Origin of the sequence: Streptomyces sp. NPDC048606 (genome assembly GCF_040650855.1) — a bacterium.
Lineage (GTDB): Bacteria > Actinomycetota > Actinomycetes > Streptomycetales > Streptomycetaceae > Streptomyces.
Genome location: NZ_JBEZIB010000007.1, coordinates 1 through 19401, shown reverse-complemented (window position 1 = coordinate 19401; position 19401 = coordinate 1). Strand labels below are relative to the sequence as shown.

The window sequence follows — 19401 nt, the reverse complement described above, 5'->3', positions numbered from 1 at the left end:
AGGTGACCCCAGGTGACTGACCTTCAGGCGAAGAACAACGAGGAGAAGCTCCGCTACTTCCTCAAGCGGGTATCGGCGGACCTCCACGAGGCCCGCGAGCGGCTGCGGGACGTCGACGCGGCCCAGCACGAGCCGATCGCCATCGTCGCGATGAGCTGCCGGTTCCCCGGAGGCATCACGACCCCCGAAGGTCTCTGGGAGTTCCTGGCCGACGGCGGGGACGCCGTCGCGGGCTTCCCCACGGACCGAGGCTGGGACCTCGACGGGCTCTACGACCCCGACCCCGACCGGCGCGGCACCAGCCACGTCAGGGAAGGCGGCTTCCTCGACGGGATCGGCCTCTTCGACGCCGGCCTCTTCGAGATATCGCCCCGCGAGGCCCTGACCATGGACCCCCAGCAACGCATCCTGCTGGAGTCCTGCTGGGAGACGTTCGAACGGGCCGGCATCGACCCGACCTCCCTCAAGGGCAGCCGCACCGGTGTGTTCACCGGGGTGATGTACCACGACCACACGTCGGTGCTCCAGCACGCGGTGGAGGACGTCGACGGCTACATCGGCACCGGGAGCGCGGCGAGCGTCGTCTCCGGTCGGGTCTCCTACACCTTCGGACTCGAAGGGCCCGCGGTGACCGTGGACACCGCCTGCTCCTCGTCGTTGGTCGCCCTGCACCTTGCGGTCAGGGCCCTGAGGCAGGGCGAATGCGACCTGGCCCTCGCGGGCGGTGTCACCGCCATGCTCACCCCGACGTCCTTCGTGGACTTCAGTCGGCAGCGCGGGCTGGCGGCGGACGGTCGGTGCAAGCCGTTCGCGGCCGCGGCGGACGGTACGGGCTGGTCCGAGGGCGTAGGCGTGCTGCTCGTGGAGCGGCTCTCGGACGCGCGCCGCAACGGGCACCAGGTGTTGGCGGTCGTACGGGGATCGGCGGTGAACCAGGACGGTGCGTCGAACGGTCTGACGGCGCCGAACGGTCCCGCGCAGCAGCGGGTGATCCGGCAGGCGTTGGCGGACGCCCGGCTGTCGGGTGGTGACGTGGACGTGGTGGAGGCGCACGGCACGGGCACGACGCTCGGTGATCCGATCGAGGCGCAGGCGTTGTTGGCCACGTACGGGCAGGATCGTCCGGCGGAGCGGCCCCTGTGGTTGGGGTCGTTGAAGTCGAACATCGGGCACACGCAGGCCGCCGCGGGTGTGGGCGGTGTGATCAAGATGGTGCAGGCGATGCGCCACGGTGTCCTGCCTCGGACCCTGCACGTGGACGAGCCGACCCCGCACGTCGACTGGTCGGCGGGAGACGTCCGCCTCCTCACCGAGCCCGTGACGTGGACGCCGTCCGACCGGCCCCGACGGGCGGCCGTCTCCTCGTTCGGATTCAGCGGAACCAACGCCCACGTCCTCCTGGAGGAACCCCCGCGCGCGGAACCCGGCCCGCCCGACGCCGGGCGGGCACCCGCGGAGCTTCCCTCGCCCGCCGCCACCCCCGTACTGCTCTCCGGCAAGGACGGAGCCGCACTGCGCGAGCAGGCCGGCCGCCTCCTGCTCCACAGCGAGACCCATCCGGAACAGCCGCTGTCCGACCTCGGCTTCTCCACGGCGACGACCCGCGCCGCCCTCGACCACCGCGCGGCGATCGTCGCGTCGGACCGGTGGGAACTGCACCGCGCCCTCGCGGCACTGGCCGGCGGCGAGGCCGTCGCGGGCGGCGCCGCGGGCATGGCCACCGCAGTGGCCGCCCCCCGTCGGACGGTGGCGTTCCTGTTCTCGGGGCAGGGCAGTCAGCGGCTCGGGATGGGGCGGGAGCTGTACGGAGCCTTCCCGGCGTTCGCCGAGGCCTTCGACAAGATCGGCGGCGAACTGGACGGCCACCTCGAACTCCCGCTGTACGACGTGGTGTTCGGCGGCGACGCCGGGCGGTTGGAGCGGACGGAGTTCGCTCAGCCGGCGCTCTTCGCCGTCGAGGTGGCTTTGTTCCGCCTGTTGGAGTCGTGGGGTGTGCGGCCGGACGTGGTGGCCGGGCATTCGGTGGGTGAGTTCGCGGCGGCGCACGTGGCGGGGGTGCTGTCGCTGGAGGACGCGTCGGCGTTGGTGGCCGCGCGGGGCCGGTTGATGCAGGGATTGCCGGCCGGGGGAGTGATGGTCGCCGTCCAGGCCTCGGAGGCGGAGGCACGGGCGCTGCTGGTCGGCGTCGAGGACCGGGCGGGCATCGCCGCCGTCAACGGGCCCACGTCGGTCGTGGTCTCGGGCGACGCGGACGCCGTCGCCGGGATGGTCGAGCGGCTCACCGCACAAGGCCGCAAGAGCAAGGCGCTGTCGGTCTCGCACGCCTTCCACTCCCCGCTGATGGATCCGATGCTGGACGCGTTCCGCGACGCCGTCGACGGCGTGTCCTTCCGCCCACCGGTCATCCCGATCGTCTCCACCCTCACCGGCGGGCCGGTCTCCGGGGAGGAGCTGCGCGCGGCCGACCACTGGGTGCGGCACGCCCGCGAGGCCGTCCGCTTCGCCGACGCCGTCGCCTCCCTGGTCGACCAGGGCGTGGACACGTTCCTGGAGGTCGGCCCCGGCGGTGTCCTGACCGCCCTGACCCAAAGCCTGATCGACGGCGACGGTGACGGTGAGGGTGAGGGTGACGGTGATGGTGGCGGCGGCGGGCTCGTGGTTCCGGCCCTGCGCACGGACCGGGCCGAGGACATCTCGCTCACCACCGCCCTCGCCCACCTCCACGCCCACGGCACCCCCGTCGACTGGGAGGCCGTCTTCGCCGGTCGCGGCGCCCGCCGCGTCGACCTGCCCACCTACGCGTTCCAGCGCGAGAACTACTGGCTCGCGACCCGGCCCGCCACCGGGGACCTCACCGGCGCGGGCCTGAGGCCGGCCGACCACCCGCTGCTCGGCGCCGTCGTCACCCCGGCCGACGGCGGAGGCGTGCTGATGACGGGCAGGGTGTCCCTCGGCACGCACCCCTGGCTCGCCGACCACCACGTGCTGGGCACCGCGCTCCTGCCCGGCACCGCACTGGTCGAGCTGGCGATCCGGGCCGGCGACCAGGTGGGCTGCGGCCGGATCGAGGAACTGGCCCTGGAGGCCCCGCTCGTGCTCCCCGACCGGGACGCCGTACAGCTCCAGGTCGTCGTGGACGGCACGGACCCGGCCGGCCGGCGTGCCGTACGCCTGTACTCGCGGCCGGACGACGCCCTCGGGGCGGACACCTGGACCTGCCACGCGACCGGACTCCTGTCGTCCGGCACCATCCCGGAGGCGGTACCGGCCCGCGCGAGCACCGCGTGGCCGCCGACCGGGGCCGCACCGATCGACACCGACTCCCTCTACGACCGCATGGCCGGCCTCGGCCTGGAATACGGGCCGCTGTTCCGCGGCGTCCGGTCCGGGTGGCTGCGCGGCGAAGAGGTCTTCGCCGAGATCGCTCTGCCCGAGGGAACCGAGGCCACCGGCTTCGGGCTGCACCCCGCCCTGTTCGACGCCGCCCTCCACGCCGTGGGCCTGACCGGCGGGCCCGTGGCGGGCGACGGCCCCCGGATCCCCTTCGCGTGGCACGGCGTCACCCTTCACGCGACCGGAGCCACCGCACTGCGCCTGCGGATCACCCCGGCCGGCGACGGCGCCGTCTCCCTGTACCTCGGCGATGGCACCGGCCGGCCGGTCCTGACCGTCGAGTCCCTGCTCCTGCGCCCCGTGACGGCGCGGCAGCTCGCCGCCGCGGCCGACGGCAACGGCGGCGGGCTGTTCCGCCTGGAGTGGACCGCGCCGGACACCGTCCCGGACGCCGAGGCCGCCGGCTCCCCGGCCGTACGCATCGTCCCGCTCGACTCCCTCGACACCCTTCACGCGCTCGGCCCCGACGGCGACCCCGTCCCCGACGTGGTGGCCGTGACGCTGCGCACCCCGGACAACACCGCGGACGCGGACGCCGATGCGGACGACGACGCCGCGACCCGGCCCGGTACGGCCGCCCAGGCAGCCCTGTCCCTGGTGCGGGAGTGGCTCGCGGACCCGCGCCGCGCCGCCTCGCGGCTACTGATCGTGACCCGTGGCGCCGTCTCCGTCGACCCGGCGACCACCGACCCGGCGACCGCCCCGGACCCCGCGCAGGCCGCCGTATGGGGGCTGGTGCGGTCGGCCCAGGCCGAGAACCCCGGCCGCTTCGTCCTCGTCGACGCCGAGGACGACGACCCGACGGCACTCCCGGCCGCCGCCGCCACCGACGAGCCGCAGCTGGCGATCCGCGGGGGAGCCCTCCTCGTACCGCGCCTGGTACGCGCCGACGAGCGCGCCGAGGCCGACCCCGACGCCCCCGAGCGGGTTTTCCCCGCGCACGGGACGGTCCTGGTGACCGGCGCGTCCGGCACCCTCGGGCGGGAGGTCGCACGGCACCTCGTCACCGCCCACGGCGTCCGCCACCTCCTCCTGGCGAGCCGCCGGGGCCCCACCGCCGACGGAGCCGAGGAGTTCGCGGCCGAACTGGCCGCACGGGGCGCCGTCGTGGACACCGCGGCCTGCGACGTCGCCGACCGGGAGGCGCTCGCCCGCCTGCTGGACGCGATCCCGGCCGAACACCCCCTGACGGGCGTGGTGCACGCGGCGGGCGTGACCGACGACGGCGTGGTGTCGGCCCTCACCCCGGAGAGCGTACGGCGGGTGTTCGCCCCCAAGGTGGAAGGGGCCCTGCACCTCCACGAACTGACCCGGCACACGGACCTGTCGGCCTTCGTGCTGTTCTCGTCGGCCGCCGGTGTCTTCGGCAACGCCGGCCAGGGCAACTACGCCGCCGCCAACGCCGCCCTGGACGCACTGGCCCACGCCCGCCACGCCGCGGGCCTGCCCGGTACCTCCCTGGCCTGGGGCCTGTGGGCCCGTACCAGCGACCTGACCGCCACCCTGGCCGAAGCCGACCGCCGGCGCATCGGCCGCTCCGGACTCCTCGCGCTGGAGACGCGGGAGGGCCTCGAACTCCTCGACCGCGCCCTGAAGTCCACCGAACCCGTACTCGTACCCGCCCACTGGGACCTGCCCGCCCTGCGCGCGCAGGCCCGCGCCGGCACCCTGCCGGCACTGCTGCGCGACCTGGTCCCCGCACCCGTACGCCGCCGCGCCGAAGCGGGCGCGCCACCGGCCCCCGACAGCGCCCTGTCCGCCCTGACCGAACGGTTACGGGGCCTGCCCGAGCCGGCACGGGCCGACCTCCTCGGCGAGCTCGTCCGCACGCACGCGGCCGCCGTACTGGGCCACGACCGCCCCGAATCCGTCCGGGCGGACCAGGCGTTCCGCGAACTCGGCTTCGACTCCCTCACCGCCGTCGAACTCCGCAACCGCCTCGCCTCCACGACCGGCCTGCGCCTGCCCGCCGGGCTGGTCTTCGACCACCCCACCCCCGACGCGCTCGCCCACCACCTGCTCCACCGCCTGGCCGGGGCCCGCCCGACCGGCGCCGCCCCCACGACCGCCACCCCCGACGGGCGCGCCGCCGCGACCGAGGAACCCGTCGCGATCGTCGCCATGAGCTGCCGCTACCCGGGCGCCGTGCGCTCGCCCGAAGACCTCTGGAAGCTGCTCGCGGCGGGGGACGACGCCATCTCCGACTTCCCCGACGACCGCGGCTGGGACCTCGGCCTCCTCTCCGCGACCGGCACCGGATCCAGCGCCACCCTCAAGGGCGGATTCCTCTACGACGCGGCCGAGTTCGACGCGGCGTTCTTCGGCATCTCGCCGCGCGAGGCCCTCGCCATGGACCCGCAGCAGCGCCTGCTCCTGGAAACCTCCTGGGAGGCCTTCGAACGGGCCGGCATCGACCCGGCCGCGCTGCGCGGGAGCGACACCGGCGTGTTCACGGGCGTCATGTACCACGACTACGCCTCCTCGCTGCGCACCGTCCCCGAAGGGGTCGAAGGGTTCCTCGGCACGGGCAACTCGGGCAGCGTCATCTCCGGCCGGCTCTCCTACACCTTCGGCCTGGAAGGCCCCGCCGTCACGGTCGACACGGCCTGTTCCTCCTCGCTCGTGGCCCTGCACCTGGCGGTCCAGGCCCTGCGCCGGGGCGAATGCTCGATGGCTCTCGCCGGCGGCGTGACGGTGATGGCCGGCCCCGGCGCCTTCGTGGAGTTCAGCCGGCAGCGCGGCCTGGCGGCGGACGGCCGCTGCAAGCCCTTCTCCGCGGGTGCCGACGGCACGGGGTGGAGCGAGGGCGTGGGGATGTTGCTGGTGGAGCGGTTGTCGGACGCCCGGCGTCTCGGCCACCCGGTGCTGGCCGTCGTACGGGGATCGGCGGTGAACCAGGACGGTGCGTCGAACGGTCTGACGGCACCGAACGGTCCGGCGCAGGAGCGCGTGATCCGTCAGGCGCTCGCGCAGGCCGGTCTGTCGCCGGCGGACGTCGACGCGGTGGAGGCGCACGGGACGGGGACGCGGCTCGGTGATCCGATCGAGGCACAGGCACTACTGGCCACCTATGGGCAGGGTCGTTCGGTGGATCGGCCCCTGTGGTTGGGGTCGTTGAAGTCGAACATCGGGCACACGCAGGCGGCTGCCGGCGTGGGCGGGATCATCAAGATGGTGGAGGCGATGCGTCACGGGGTGTTGCCCCGGACCTTGCACGCCGAGGAGCCGACCCCGCACGTCGACTGGTCCTCCGGCGCCGTACGCATCCTCACCGAGCCGGTCGACTGGCCGGACGGGAGCGGAGCACGTCGCGCGGCGGTCTCCTCGTTCGGCTTCAGCGGAACCAACGCCCACGTCGTCCTGGAACAGGCACCGGGCACGGACGGGCCCGACAGCGGGACGCGCCCCTCCCTCACACCCCCTCTGCCGGCTCCCTGGGTGCTCTCCGCCAAGAGCCCCGACGCGCTGCGCGCACAGGCGCGCACCCTGCTGCCCCACGCCCGCGCACGCGTGGAAGGGCACGACGGAGGTCGTGCGGCGACCGACATCGCCTACTCGCTGGCCACGAGCCGCACGACCCTGGAGCACCGCGCGGCCGTGATCGCCCCCGACCCGGCCAGAGCCCTGGAGGGCCTGGCGGCCCTGGCGAACGGCGAACCGTCACCGGCCGTGGTCGGGGCGGTGGCCGCCGCGCCGGCCGTCAAGCGCGCGTTCCTCTTCTCGGGGCAAGGGAGCCAGCGGCTCGGGATGGGGCGGGAGCTGTACGCGACCTTCCCGGTGTTCGCGGATGCCTTCGACGAGGTGTGCGCCGTGTTGGACGGGCAGCTCGATCGGCCGTTGAAGGAGGTGGTGTTCGGTGAGGACGCGGAGCTGCTGAACCGCACGGCTTTCGCGCAGCCGGCCCTCTTCGCCGTCGAGGTGGCGTTGTACCGGCTCGTCGAGTCGTGGGGTGTGCGGCCGGACTTCCTGGCGGGGCATTCGGTGGGTGAGTTCGCTGTCGCGCATGTGGCGGGGGTGTTGTCGCTGGAGGACGCGGCGGCGTTGGTGGCCGCGCGGGGTCGCCTGATGCAGGAGTTGCCGGAAGGCGGTGTGATGGTCGCCGTCCAGGCCTCCGAGGCGGACGTACGCGACCTCCTGGCCGGTTTCGAGGACCGGGCCGGTATCGCCGCCGTCAACGGGCCGACGTCGGTGGTGGTTTCGGGCGAGGCGGACGCGGTCGCGGCCGTCGTCGACCGGCTGGCGGCCGAGGGCCGCAAGACGAAGGCGCTGTCGGTCTCGCACGCCTTCCACTCCCCGCTCATGGAACCGATGTCGGAGCAGTTCCGGCAGATCGCGGCAGGCATGACCTTCGGTACGCCGACGCTGCCGATCGTCTCCACGCTCACGGGGGAGCCCCTGTCGGCGGAGGATTTCCGTACCCCCGACTACTGGGTGCGGCACGTTCGCGAGACCGTCCGCTTCGCCGACGCGGTCCGCTCCCTGGCCGCACGGGGCGTGGGCGCGTACCTGGAGATCGGCCCGGGCGGCGCGCTGACCGCCATGACCCAGGAGGCGCTGGACGGGCAGGCGCTCACCGTCCCCTTGCTGCGGACGGACCGGCCCGAGGGGGCCGCGGTCAGCGCCGCGCTCGCCCACCTCCACGTCCACGGCACCCCCGTCGACTGGGAGGCCGTCTTCGCCGGGCGCGGTGCCGAGCGCGTGGACCTGCCCACCTACGCCTTCCAACGCACCCGCTACTGGCTCTCGGCGGCCCCCGCCACGGGTGACGTCACGGCCGCCGGACTGGCCGCCGTACGGCACCCCCTGCTCGGTGCCTCCGTCCCGCTCGCCGACGGCGAAGGGCTCGTACTCACCGGGCGGCTGTCGCTCGCCACGCACCCCTGGCTCGCCGACCACGTGGTGCTGGGCACCGTACTGCTCCCCGGTACGGCCCTCCTGGACCTGGCCCTGTACGCCGCCCGCGACGAGGCCGTGGGATGCGACCGGCTGGACGAACTGACCCTCGGGGCCCCGCTCGTCGTCCCCGAGGACGGCGCCGTGCGGGTGCAGGTGCGGGTGGCGGCGCCCGACGGTGACGGTCGCCGACACCTGGAGATCCACTCCCGTCCCCTCGACGGACCGTCCGACGCGCCGTGGGCGAGCCACGCCGTCGGAACCCTGTCGGTGGCTCCCTCCACCCAGGCCCCGGCGGCTGACGACGGTGACGCTCCCGGACTCCTCGCGTGGCCACCGGCGCAGGCGGTCGCCGTCGAGGGCGGGTCTCCGGCCTCCCTCTACGAACGGATGGCCGGCCTGGGGCTCGAATACGGTCCGCTCTTCCGCGGCGTCCGCGCCGCGTGGACCCGCGGCGACTCCCTGTTCGTCGAGGTGGAACTCCCCGACGGGACCGACGTCGCCGGGTTCGGTCTGCATCCCGCGCTGCTGGACGCGGCGCTGCACGCCGTCGCCCTCGACGCCGACCTGCTGGGCGGCACCGGCACCGGCACCGGCACCGGGGCCGGACCGGATCAGCCGCGGGTGCCGTTCTCGTGGAGCGGGGTGAGGGCGTACCCCGCTTCAGGGACCGCCGACGGAGGGCCGGCGGCCCTGCGGGTCCGGTTGACGCCCGCCGGACCCGACGCCGTGTCCCTGATGGCCGCCGATGCCACCGGCAGGACCATCGCGTCCGTCGACGCGCTCGTCCTGCGGCCGGTCTCCGCCCGGCAGCTCGCGGCGGCCCGGGCCGGGAGGTTCCAGGACGCGCTCTTCCGCGTCGTCTGGACCGAGCTGCCGGCGCTCCCGACCACCACGCCCCGGCCGTCGGGCGCCGACCGGATCGTGATCCTGGACGAGGCCGGTGCCGACCGGTCCGCGAACGCCGCCGAAGCGGTACGGTCCGCGACCGGCCGCGCCCTGGAACTCGTACAGGAGTGGCTGGCGGCGCTCCCGGCCGGGGAGGAGGACGGGCGACGGCTCGTCCTGGTGACCCGCGACGCCGTCCGGGTCGGCGCGGGTGACGCGACCCGGCCGGATCCGGCCCGGGCCGCCGTCTGGGGCCTGGTCAGGGCGGTCCAGGCCGAGCACCCCGACCGCCTCGTCCTCGTCGACGTGGACGAGTACGAGTACGCGGACGGGGAGGCGCTGCTTCCGGCCGGGCTGGAGGCGGCCCTCGCCACCGGCGAACCGCAGTGCGCTCTCCGGGGCGGGCGGACGTTCGTCCCGCGGCTGGACCGGGCCGCCGACACCGCGACGACCGGCACACCGGCCCCCGCCGGCCCGGTCCCGGTACCGGACCCGGCGGGCACGGTCCTGGTGACGGGCGGGACGGGCGCTCTGGGGCGGCTCGTGGCCCGGCACCTGGTCTCCGCGCACGGCGTACGGCACCTCGTGCTGGCCGGCCGTCGGGGAGCCGCGGCCGAGGGCGTGGCCGACCTCGTGGCCGAACTGACGGCGCTGGGCGCCCAGGTCTCCACGCCGGCCTGCGACGTGGCCGACCGCGCCGCCCTGGCGGCCGTACTCGACGCGATCCCCGCCGCGCACCCGCTGACCGGTGTGGTGCACGCCGCCGGTGTCCTCGACGACGGCCTCGTCGGATCGCTGACCGCCGACCGGCTGGACCGCGTACTGCGACCCAAGGTGGACGCGGCGTTCCACCTGCACGAACTGACCCGGGACCTCGACCTGGCGGCGTTCGTCCTGTTCTCCTCGCTCGCCGGTACGTTCGGCAACGCGGGCCAGGCCGGCTACGCGGCGGCCAACGCCTGCCTGGACGCCCTCGCGCAGTCCCGTCGGGCGGCCGGACTGCCCGCCGTGTCGTTGGCCTGGGGGCCCTGGGCGGACGCGGAGGGCGGGCACGGGATGCTCGGCGAGGCCGGCGCGGGCGCCCTCGCCCGGATCTCCCGGGCGGGCGTGACACCGCTGTCCCCGGCGGAGGGCCTCGCCCTCTTCGACGCCGCGACCGCGCGGGCCGGCGCGGCGTTCGCCACCACCGAGCCGGAGCAGGCGTCGGAGCAGGCGTCGGAGGCGGAAACCGCGGCCGGTGCGGCCGGTGCGGCCGGTGCGGCCGGTGCGGCCGACGCCGTGCTCCTGCCCGTACGGCTGAACCTGCCCGCCCTGCGCCGCCGCGCCGCGACCCTGCCGCCCCCCGCCCTGCTGCGCGGCCTCGTCCGTGCGCCCGCCCACCCCGAGCAGACCCCCGGGGCCGGGGCCTCCGTACTGGCCGGACAGCTGGCGGGGGCTTCGGAGGAGAAGCGCCGCCGGATCCTCCTCGGCCTCGTCCGGGCCCGGGTCGCCGCCGTGCTGGGCCACGCCTCCGTCGAAGCGGTCGGCGCCGCGCAGGCGTTCCGCGACCTCGGCTTCGACTCCCTCACCGCCGTGGAACTGCGCAACCACCTCGGCGCGGCCACCGGACTGCGCCTCCCGGCGAGCCTCCTGTTCGACCACCCCACCCCGGCGGCCCTCGCCGAGCACCTCGCCACCGCCCTGCCCACCGGCGACGGCGGCCCGACGGCCCGCTCGCCGCTCGCCGAGATCGACCGCCTGGAAGCCGCGTTCGCCCGGCCCCCGTACGACCGGGCCGCGCGCGCCACGGCCGCGCTGCGGCTGGAGGTCCTGCTCGCGAAGTGGCGGGAGGACGGCCCCGGGACCGGCGGGCCGGGCGGCGACACCACCGCGATCGAGGTCGAAGAGGCCTCCGACGAGGAGCTGTTCGACCTGCTCGACGGCGAACTCGGCACCGACTGATCGACCGGCACGACATCCCTTCGCGTTGAGGAACAGAATCCAGATGACGACAGACGTGACCAAACTCCGCGACTACCTCAAGCGTGCCACCGTCGATCTGCGGCACGCGCGCCGGCGGCTGCGCGAGGCCGAGGGCAAGAACCACGAACCGATCGCGATCGTGGGCATGAGCTGCCGCTTCCCCGGCGGCGTCACCACCCCCGAAGGGCTGTGGGACCTCGTGGCCTCGGGCACCGACGCCATCTCCGGGTTCCCCACCGACCGCGGCTGGGACCTCGACGCGCTCTACGACCCCGATCCCGCGCACCCCGGCACGACCTACGCGCGGGAAGGTGGATTCCTCCACGACGCCGCCGCGTTCGACCCCGCGTTCTTCGGGATCGGCCCCCGCGAGGCCCTCGCCATGGACCCCCAGCAACGGCTCGTCCTCGAAGCCTCCTGGGAGGCCGTCGAACGGGCCGAGATGGACCCGACGTCCCTGCGCGGCACCCGCACCGGGGTGTTCGCCGGAGTCATGTACCACGACTACGTCTCCCGGCTCCCCTCGATGCCCGAGGGCGTCGAGGGGTACGTGAGCACGGGCAACACCGGCAGCGTCGTCTCCGGCCGCATCGCCTACACCCTGGGCCTGGAGGGCCCGGCCGTCACCGTCGACACCGCCTGCTCCTCCTCCCTGGTGGCACTCCACCTCGCCGTACAGGCCCTGCGCCAGGGCGAGTGCGACCTCGCCCTGGCCGGCGGGGTCACCGTGATGGCGGCGCCGACGACGTTCGTCGAGTTCAGCCGGCAGCGCGGGCTGTCCCCCGACGGCCGCTGCCGGGCGTTCTCCGCCTCGGCGGACGGCACCGGCTGGTCCGAGGGCGTCGGCATGCTCCTCGTCGAACGGCTCTCCGACGCCCTCAGGCTCGGGCACCCGGTGCTGGCCGTCGTACGCGGCTCCGCCGTCAACCAGGACGGGGCCAGCAACGGGCTGACCGCCCCCAACGGCCCCGCCCAGCAGCGCGTCATCCACCAGGCCCTGGCCAACGGCCTGCTGTCCCCCTCCGACGTGGACCTCGTCGAGGCCCACGGGACCGGCACCACGCTCGGCGACCCGATCGAGGCGCAGGCGCTGATCGCCTCCTACGGCCGGGAGCGGCCCGCGGCGCGACCGTTGTGGCTCGGCTCCGTCAAGTCCAACCTCGGCCACACCCAGGCCGCGGCCGGTGTCGCGGGCGTCATCAAGGCGGTGCAGGCCTTGCGCCACGGGGTCCTGCCCCGGACCCTGCACGCCGACGAGGCGACCCCGCACGTCGACTGGTCGGACGGCACCGTCCGCCTGGTCACGGAGAACACGGCGTGGCCCGAGACCGGCCGGCCCCGGCGCGCCGGTGTCTCCGCCTTCGGCGTCAGCGGTACCAACGCGCACGTCGTCATCGAACAACACCTCGCCGCCGCTTCCGGAGGGCCCCAGGCCGCGGAGGACACCCCCACCACGGACACGGACACCCCGGTCGAGGCCGCCCCCGTCGAAGCCGCCTCCGTCGGGCGGGCCGCCCCCGCCCTGCCCCTCATCCCGTGGGTCGTGTCGGGCAAGACCCCCGCCGCCCTCACCGCGCAGGCCGCCCGGCTCCGCTCCCACCTCGCCACACCGCCCACCGACGACACCGACACCGGAAGCGGCACCGACACCGGCCCCGACGCCGTCGACATCGCCCACTCCCTCGCCACGACCCGTACCGCCTTCCCCCACCGGGCCGTGCTGCTCGCGGCGGACCGCGACGGCCTGGACCGGGCCCTGGCGGCGCTCGCCGCCGACGCCCCCGACACGGCCGGCACCGCCCTGGTCCGCGGCACCGCCGCGGACCCCCGCCAGGTCGCGTTCGTCTTCCCCGGCCAGGGCTCCCAGTGGGCGGGCATGGCCGTCGAACTCCTCGACACCGCACCCGTCTTCCGCGAACGCATCCGCCAGTGCGAGAACGCCCTCGCCCCCCACGTCGACTGGTCCCTGACGGACGTCCTGCGCGGCGCGCCCGACGCCCCCGGCTTCGACCGGGTCGACGTCGTCCAACCCGTCCTGTTCGCCGTCATGGTCTCGCTCGCCGAGCTGTGGCGCTCCTACGGCGTGCACCCCGCGGCGGTCGCCGGCCACAGCCAGGGCGAGATCGCCGCCGCCTGCGTCGTCGGAGCCCTCAGCCTGGAGGACGCCGCGAAGGTCGTGGCCCTGCGCAGCCAGGCCCTGACCGCGCTGTCCGGGCGCGGCGGCATGCTGTCGGTCGCGCTCCCGCCGCAACGACTGACCCCCCTCATGGCACCCTGGGGCGACCGGCTGTCGGTCGCCGCCGTGAACAGTCCGACCTCCCTCGTCGTCTCCGGCGACTCCGAGGCACTCACCGAACTGCGCGACGCCCTCCACGCCGACGACGTCCGGGCCCGACTGATCGCCGTGGACTACGCCTCCCACTCCGCGCACGTCGAAGCCGTCCGCGACCGGGTCCTCGACGCCCTCGCCGACATCACCCCCCGGGTGTGCGACGTACCGTTCTACTCCACCGTCACCGGGACCGTCATCGACACCGACGGGCTCGACGCCGAGTACTGGTACCGCAGCCTGCGCCGGACCGTACGCTTCGAGGACGTCACCCGCGCCCTCGTCCGGGACGGCCACGACGCCCTCGTCGAGGTCAGCGCGCACCCGGTCCTCACGATCGGCATCCAGGAGACCCTGGACGACCTCGGCGCCGACGCCGTCACCCTGGGGACGCTGCGCCGCGACGAAGGGGACGTCGGCCGGTTCCTGCGCTCGGCCGCCGAGGCCCACGCGCACGGCGTCACCCTCGACTGGACGGCCGTCTTCGCCGACACGGGCGCCCGCCGGATCCCCCTGCCCACCTACGCCTTCCGGCACGAGCGCTACTGGCTCGACGCCCCGCACACCGCCGCCGACGCCGCCGGCCTCGGACTCGCCTCCTCGGACCACCCCCTGCTGGGGGCCGTCGTCTCCCTCGCGGACTCCGACGGGCTGCTGCTGACCGGACGGCTCGCCCACCCCACCCACCCCTGGCTCGCCGACCACGTCGTGCTGGGCGCGGCCCTCCTGCCGGGAACGGCGTTCGTGGAACTCGCGGTCCGCGCAGGCGACCACGTCGGCTGCGAGGAGCTGGCCGAACTCACCCTCCAGGCACCGCTGGTGCTGCCCGAACACGGCGGCGCCGTCGTCCAGGTCGCGGTCGGCCCGGCCGACGCGGCCGGCGACCGGACGCTCTCCATCCACTCCCGGCCCGACACCGCGGCCCCCGAGGACGACTGGACCTGCCACGCCACCGGCGTCCTGACGTCCACCCCCGCACCCCGGCCCGATACGGCGGAGCCCGCCCCCACCCCCTGGCCGCCCGCCGGAGCGAGCCCCGTCGACCTCGACGGCTTCTACGCCGGGCTCGCCGCGCGCTCCTTCTCCTACGGCCCCCTCTTCCAGGGCCTGCGCGCCGCCTGGCGCCTGGGGGACGAGGTGTTCGCCGAGGTGGCCCTCCCCGACGAGAGCGCCGAGCACCCCGAAACCGGCCGGTACGGCCTCCACCCCGCCCTCCTCGACGCGGCCCTGCACGGCGTCGGGTTCGGCCCGCTCGGCGACATGGGCACCGGCCGGATGGCCTTCGCCTGGGAGGACGTACGCCTGCACGCCACCGGAGCCACCCGGCTGCGGGTCCGCCTGACCCCCGCCGGCACCGAGGCCGTCGCCGTCACCGCCTGGGACGACAGCGGGCGGCCCGTGGCGACGATCGGCACGCTCACCTTCCGCGAGGTCCGCGAGGAACACTTGCGGGCCGCGCTCACCGACCACCACGAACACCTCTACCGCGTGGACTGGCCGGCGCTCCCGCTCGCGGACACCACACCCGCCGGCGCCGGGCACTGGGCCGTCATCGGCGCCACCCCCGGAACCGACCCGCACGACACGCGGGAGACCGCCGCCGCCTTGCGCGCCGCCGGCCTCCACCCCGACACGCACCCCGACCTGGCCGCCCTGGCCGGAGCCCTCGCCGCCGGCGCGCCCGTCCCCGACGTGGTGGCCGCCGTCCTCCCCGCGTCCGCCGCCGGGGCGGAACCCGACGCCGACGCCGTGCGGGCGCTCACGCGCGACGTGCTGGCCCTCGTCCAGGCCTGGCCGGCCGAGGAACGCCTCGCCGCCTCCCGACTCGTCGTCCTCACCCGGGACGCCGTCGCGGTCCCCGCCGAGGACGAGGAAGGGGCGCGGGTACGGCCCACCCGGCCCGAGCACGCCCCCGTGTGGGGCCTGATCCGCTCCGCCCAGGCCGAACATCCGGGCCGGATGGTCCTCGCCGACACCGACGGCCGCCCCGAATCACTGGGCCGCCTCGCCGCGGCCGTCGCCTCCGGCGAACCCCAACTGGCCCTGCGCGCGGGCCGCGTGTCGGTACCGCGCCTCGCCCGCGTCCCCGTCGCACCGCACCCCGTCGCACCGCACCCCGCCGCAGCCCCGCCCGACGGCACCACGTCCACCGCCACACCCGCGATCGACCCGCGGGGCACCGTACTCGTCACCGGCGGCACCGGCGCCCTCGGCAGGCTCGTCGCCGCCCACTTCATCACCACCCACGGCGTCCGCCACGTCCTCCTCACCAGCCGCCGCGGCCCCGACGCCGAGGGCGCGAGCGAACTCCGCGACGAACTCGCCGCACTCGGCGCCACCGTCACCCTCGCCGCCTGCGACACCGCCGACCGCGACGCCTTGGCCGCCCTCCTCGCCGGCCTCCCCGACGACCGGCCCCTGACCGCCGTCGTCCACGCCGCGGCCGTGGTCGCCGGCGGACTCGTCGACCACCTCACCCCGGACGACCTCGACCGGGTCCTGCGCCCCAAGGTCGACGCCGCACTCCACCTCCACGAACTGACCCGACACCTCGACCTCTCCGCCTTCGTCCTCTTCTCCTCCCTCGCCGGCACGCTCGGCGGCGCCGGACAGGGCGCCTACGCGGCCGGCAACGCCTTCCTCGACTCCCTCGCCCACCTGCGCCGCTCCCAGGGCCTGCCGGCGTCCGCGCTCGCCTGGGGCGTCTGGGACGAACGCGGCGACCAGACCCGCCTGGAGGACGGAGACCTGCGCCGCATGGCCCGCGCCGGCCTCCTCCCGCTCGACGCGGAGGACGGACTGCGCCTCCTCGACACCGCCCGCACCCTGGACGACGCGACCCTGGCCCCCGTACGCCTCGACCTCGCCGCCCTGCGCGCCCAGGCGGCCACCACCCCCGCGGCGCCCCTCCTGCGCGGCCTGGTCCGCACCCCCTCCCGACGCTCCGCCCGGTCCGGCACCGGCCCCGCAGCCCTCCCCGCCGAGCTCGCCCGTCTGGTCGCCCTCCCGCCCACCCGCCGCGCCGACGCCCTGCTCGCGCTCGTACGCGGCCAGGTCGCCGCCGTACTCGGCCACTCCACCCCCGAGGCCGTCGACCCCGGGCGGGCCTTCCGCTCCCTGGGCTTCGACTCCCTGGCCGCGATGGAACTCCGCAACCGCCTCGCCACCGCCACCGGCGTACGCCTGCCCGCGACCACCGTCTTCGACCACCCCACCCCCGCCGCCCTCACCGACCACCTCCTCGAACGGATACCCGGCACCGGCACCGAACCGTCCCCCGCCGCCCCAGGCCGCACCGCCGCCACCGCAGCCGTCGTCACCGGCGACGACGAGCCCATCGCCATCGTCGCCATGACCTGCCGACTGCCCGGCGAGGTCCGCAGTCCCGAAGACCTGTGGGACCTCCTCAGGGACGGCACCGACGCCGTCACCGCCCTGCCCGAAAACCGCGGCTGGGACCTCGACGCCCTCTACCACCCGGACCCCGACCACCCGGGCACCAGCTACGTCAGGGAAGGCGGCTTCCTGCACGACGCCGGAGACTTCGACCCCGAGTTCTTCGGGATCTCGCCGCGCGAGGCCCTCGCCATGGACCCCCAGCAGCGACTGCTCCTGGAAACCTCCTGGGAGGCCTTCGAGCGCGCCGGCATCGACCCGGCCCTGCTGCGCGGCAGCCGCACCGGAGTGTTCGCCGGCACCAACGGCCAGGACTACGCCGTCGGCCTGTCACGCCACGAGACGCGGGACACGGAAGGGCACCTCCTCACCGCCAACTCCGCCTCGGTCGTCTCGGGCCGCGTCGCCTACACCTTCGGCCTGGAAGGACCGGCCGTCACCGTCGACACGGCCTGCTCCTCCTCCCTCGTCGCACTCCACCTGGCCGCGCAGTCCCTGCGCCGGGGCGAATGCGACCTCGCCCTCGCCGGCGGCGTCACCGTCATGTCCACCCCCGGCGCGTTGATCGGCTTCAGCCGGCAGCGCGGGCTGTCCCCCGACGCCCGCTGCCGCGCCTTCGCCGCCTCCGCCGACGGCACCGGCCTCGCCGAGGGCGCCGGCATGCTGCTGGTGGAACGCCTCTCCGACGCCCGCCGCAACGGGCACCGGGTGCTGGCCGTCGTACGCGGCTCCGCCATCAACCAGGACGGCGCCTCGAACGGACTCACCGCCCCCAACGGGCCCGCGCAACAGCGCGTGGTCCGCCAGGCCCTGGCCGACGCGGGTCTCACGGCCGGCGAGGTCGACGCCGTCGAGGCGCACGGCACGGGCACCACGCTCGGCGACCCGATCGAGGCGCAGGCCCTGCTCGCCACCTACGGGCAGGACCGGCCCGCCGACCGGCCCCTGTGGCTGGGCACCGTCAAATCCAACATCGGGCACACCCAGGCGGCGGCGGGCGTCGCCGGCGTCATCAAGATGGTCATGGCGATGCGCCACGGGGTGCTCCCCGCGACCCTGCACGTCGACGAGCCGTCACCGCACGTGGACTGGTCCGCGGGCGCGGTCTGCCTGCTGACCGAACCGCGGGAGTGGGCGGCACCGAACCGCCCCCGTCGGGCGGGCGTGTCCTCGTTCGGAGTCAGCGGCACCAACGCGCACGTCATCGTCGAACAGGCACCGGCCGAAGCCGAAGCCGAAGCCGAGGTCGAAGGCGACGCCGCTGCCGAAGCGCCGGCCGAAACGACGACCGAACGGGCACCCGTCACCTGGCTGCTCTCCGCGAAGGACGAGGAAGGACTGCGCGCCCAAGCGGAACGGCTCCTCACCCACACCCGGTCCCAGGCCGGGACCGACCGGCCCTTCGACGCGACGGACATCGCGTTCTCCCTGGCCACCACCCGCACCTCCTTCCCGTACCGCGCCGCGATCACCGGCACCGACGGCGACGACCTGCTGCGGGCACTGGCCGAGTTCGCACACGGCGAGACCCCGGGCCCGCGGACGGCGACGGGCACGGCACCCGCCGGCGGGCGCCGCACCGCGTTCCTCTTCTCCGGGCAGGGCAGCCAGCGGCTCGGCATGGGGCGCGAGCTGTACGCGGCCCGACCGGCCTTCGCCCGGGCCTTCGACGAGGCCTGCGCAGAGCTGGACCGGCACCTCGATCGGCCCCTGCGTGAGGTGGTGTTCGGCGCCGACGCCGGGCTGTTGGAGCGGACGGAGTTCGCGCAGCCGGCGTTGTTCGCGGTCGAGGTGGCGTTGTTCCGCCTGGTGGAGTCGTGGGGGGTGCGGCCGGACTTCCTGGCGGGGCATTCGGTGGGGGAGTTCGCTGTCGCGCATGTGGCGGGGGTGTTGTCGCTGGAGGACGCGGCGGCGTTGGTGGCCGGGCGGGGTCGCCTGATGCAGGAGTTGCCGGAAGGCGGCGTGATGGTCGCCGTCCAGGCCTCGGAGGCGGAGGTTCGGGCGCTGCTGGCCGGTGTCGAGGACCGGGCGGGCATCGCCGCCGTCAACGGGCCGACGTCGGTGGTGGTATCGGGCGAGGCGGACGCGGTCGCGGTCGTGGTCGGGAAGCTGTCCGCCGAGGGCCGCAAGACGAAGCCGCTGACGGTCTCCCACGCCTTCCACTCCCCGCTGATGGAACCCATGCTCGACGCGTTCCGACAGATCGTGGCAGGGGTGACGTTCGGTACGCCGACGCTGCCGATCGTCTCCACGCTCACGGGGTGCCCGGTGTCGGAGGAAGAGTTCCGCTCCGTCGAGTACTGGGTGCGCCACGTTCGGGAGGCCGTTCGTTTCGCCGACGCGGTACGGACCCTCGCCGACGAAGGCGTGGACACGTTCCTGGAGGTCGGCCCGGGGGGTGTGCTGGGCGCCTTGGCCCAGGAGAGCCTGGGCGGCGACGAGGTCGTGGTTCCGGTCCTGCGTACGGACCGGGGCGAGGAGGAGGCCGTCACGACGGCTCTGGCCCGGCTCCACGTCCACGGCACGGCCGTCGACTGGCA

The 19401-nt window shown here is 75.3% G+C and carries 2 protein-coding genes; both read left to right on the top strand.

Annotation, left to right across the window (positions count from 1 at the left end):
* The first annotated feature begins 12 nt into the window (after nt 1-12).
* Nucleotides 13-11115, top strand: a complete 11103-nt coding sequence (locus tag AB0D01_RS09635) for a type I polyketide synthase (RefSeq protein WP_363054547.1) — start codon at nt 13-15, stop codon at nt 11113-11115.
* Between the two features lie 43 nt (nt 11116-11158).
* Nucleotides 11159-19401: type I polyketide synthase (locus AB0D01_RS09630; RefSeq protein WP_363054546.1), on the top strand; the 8243-nt coding region annotated here is incomplete at its 3' end.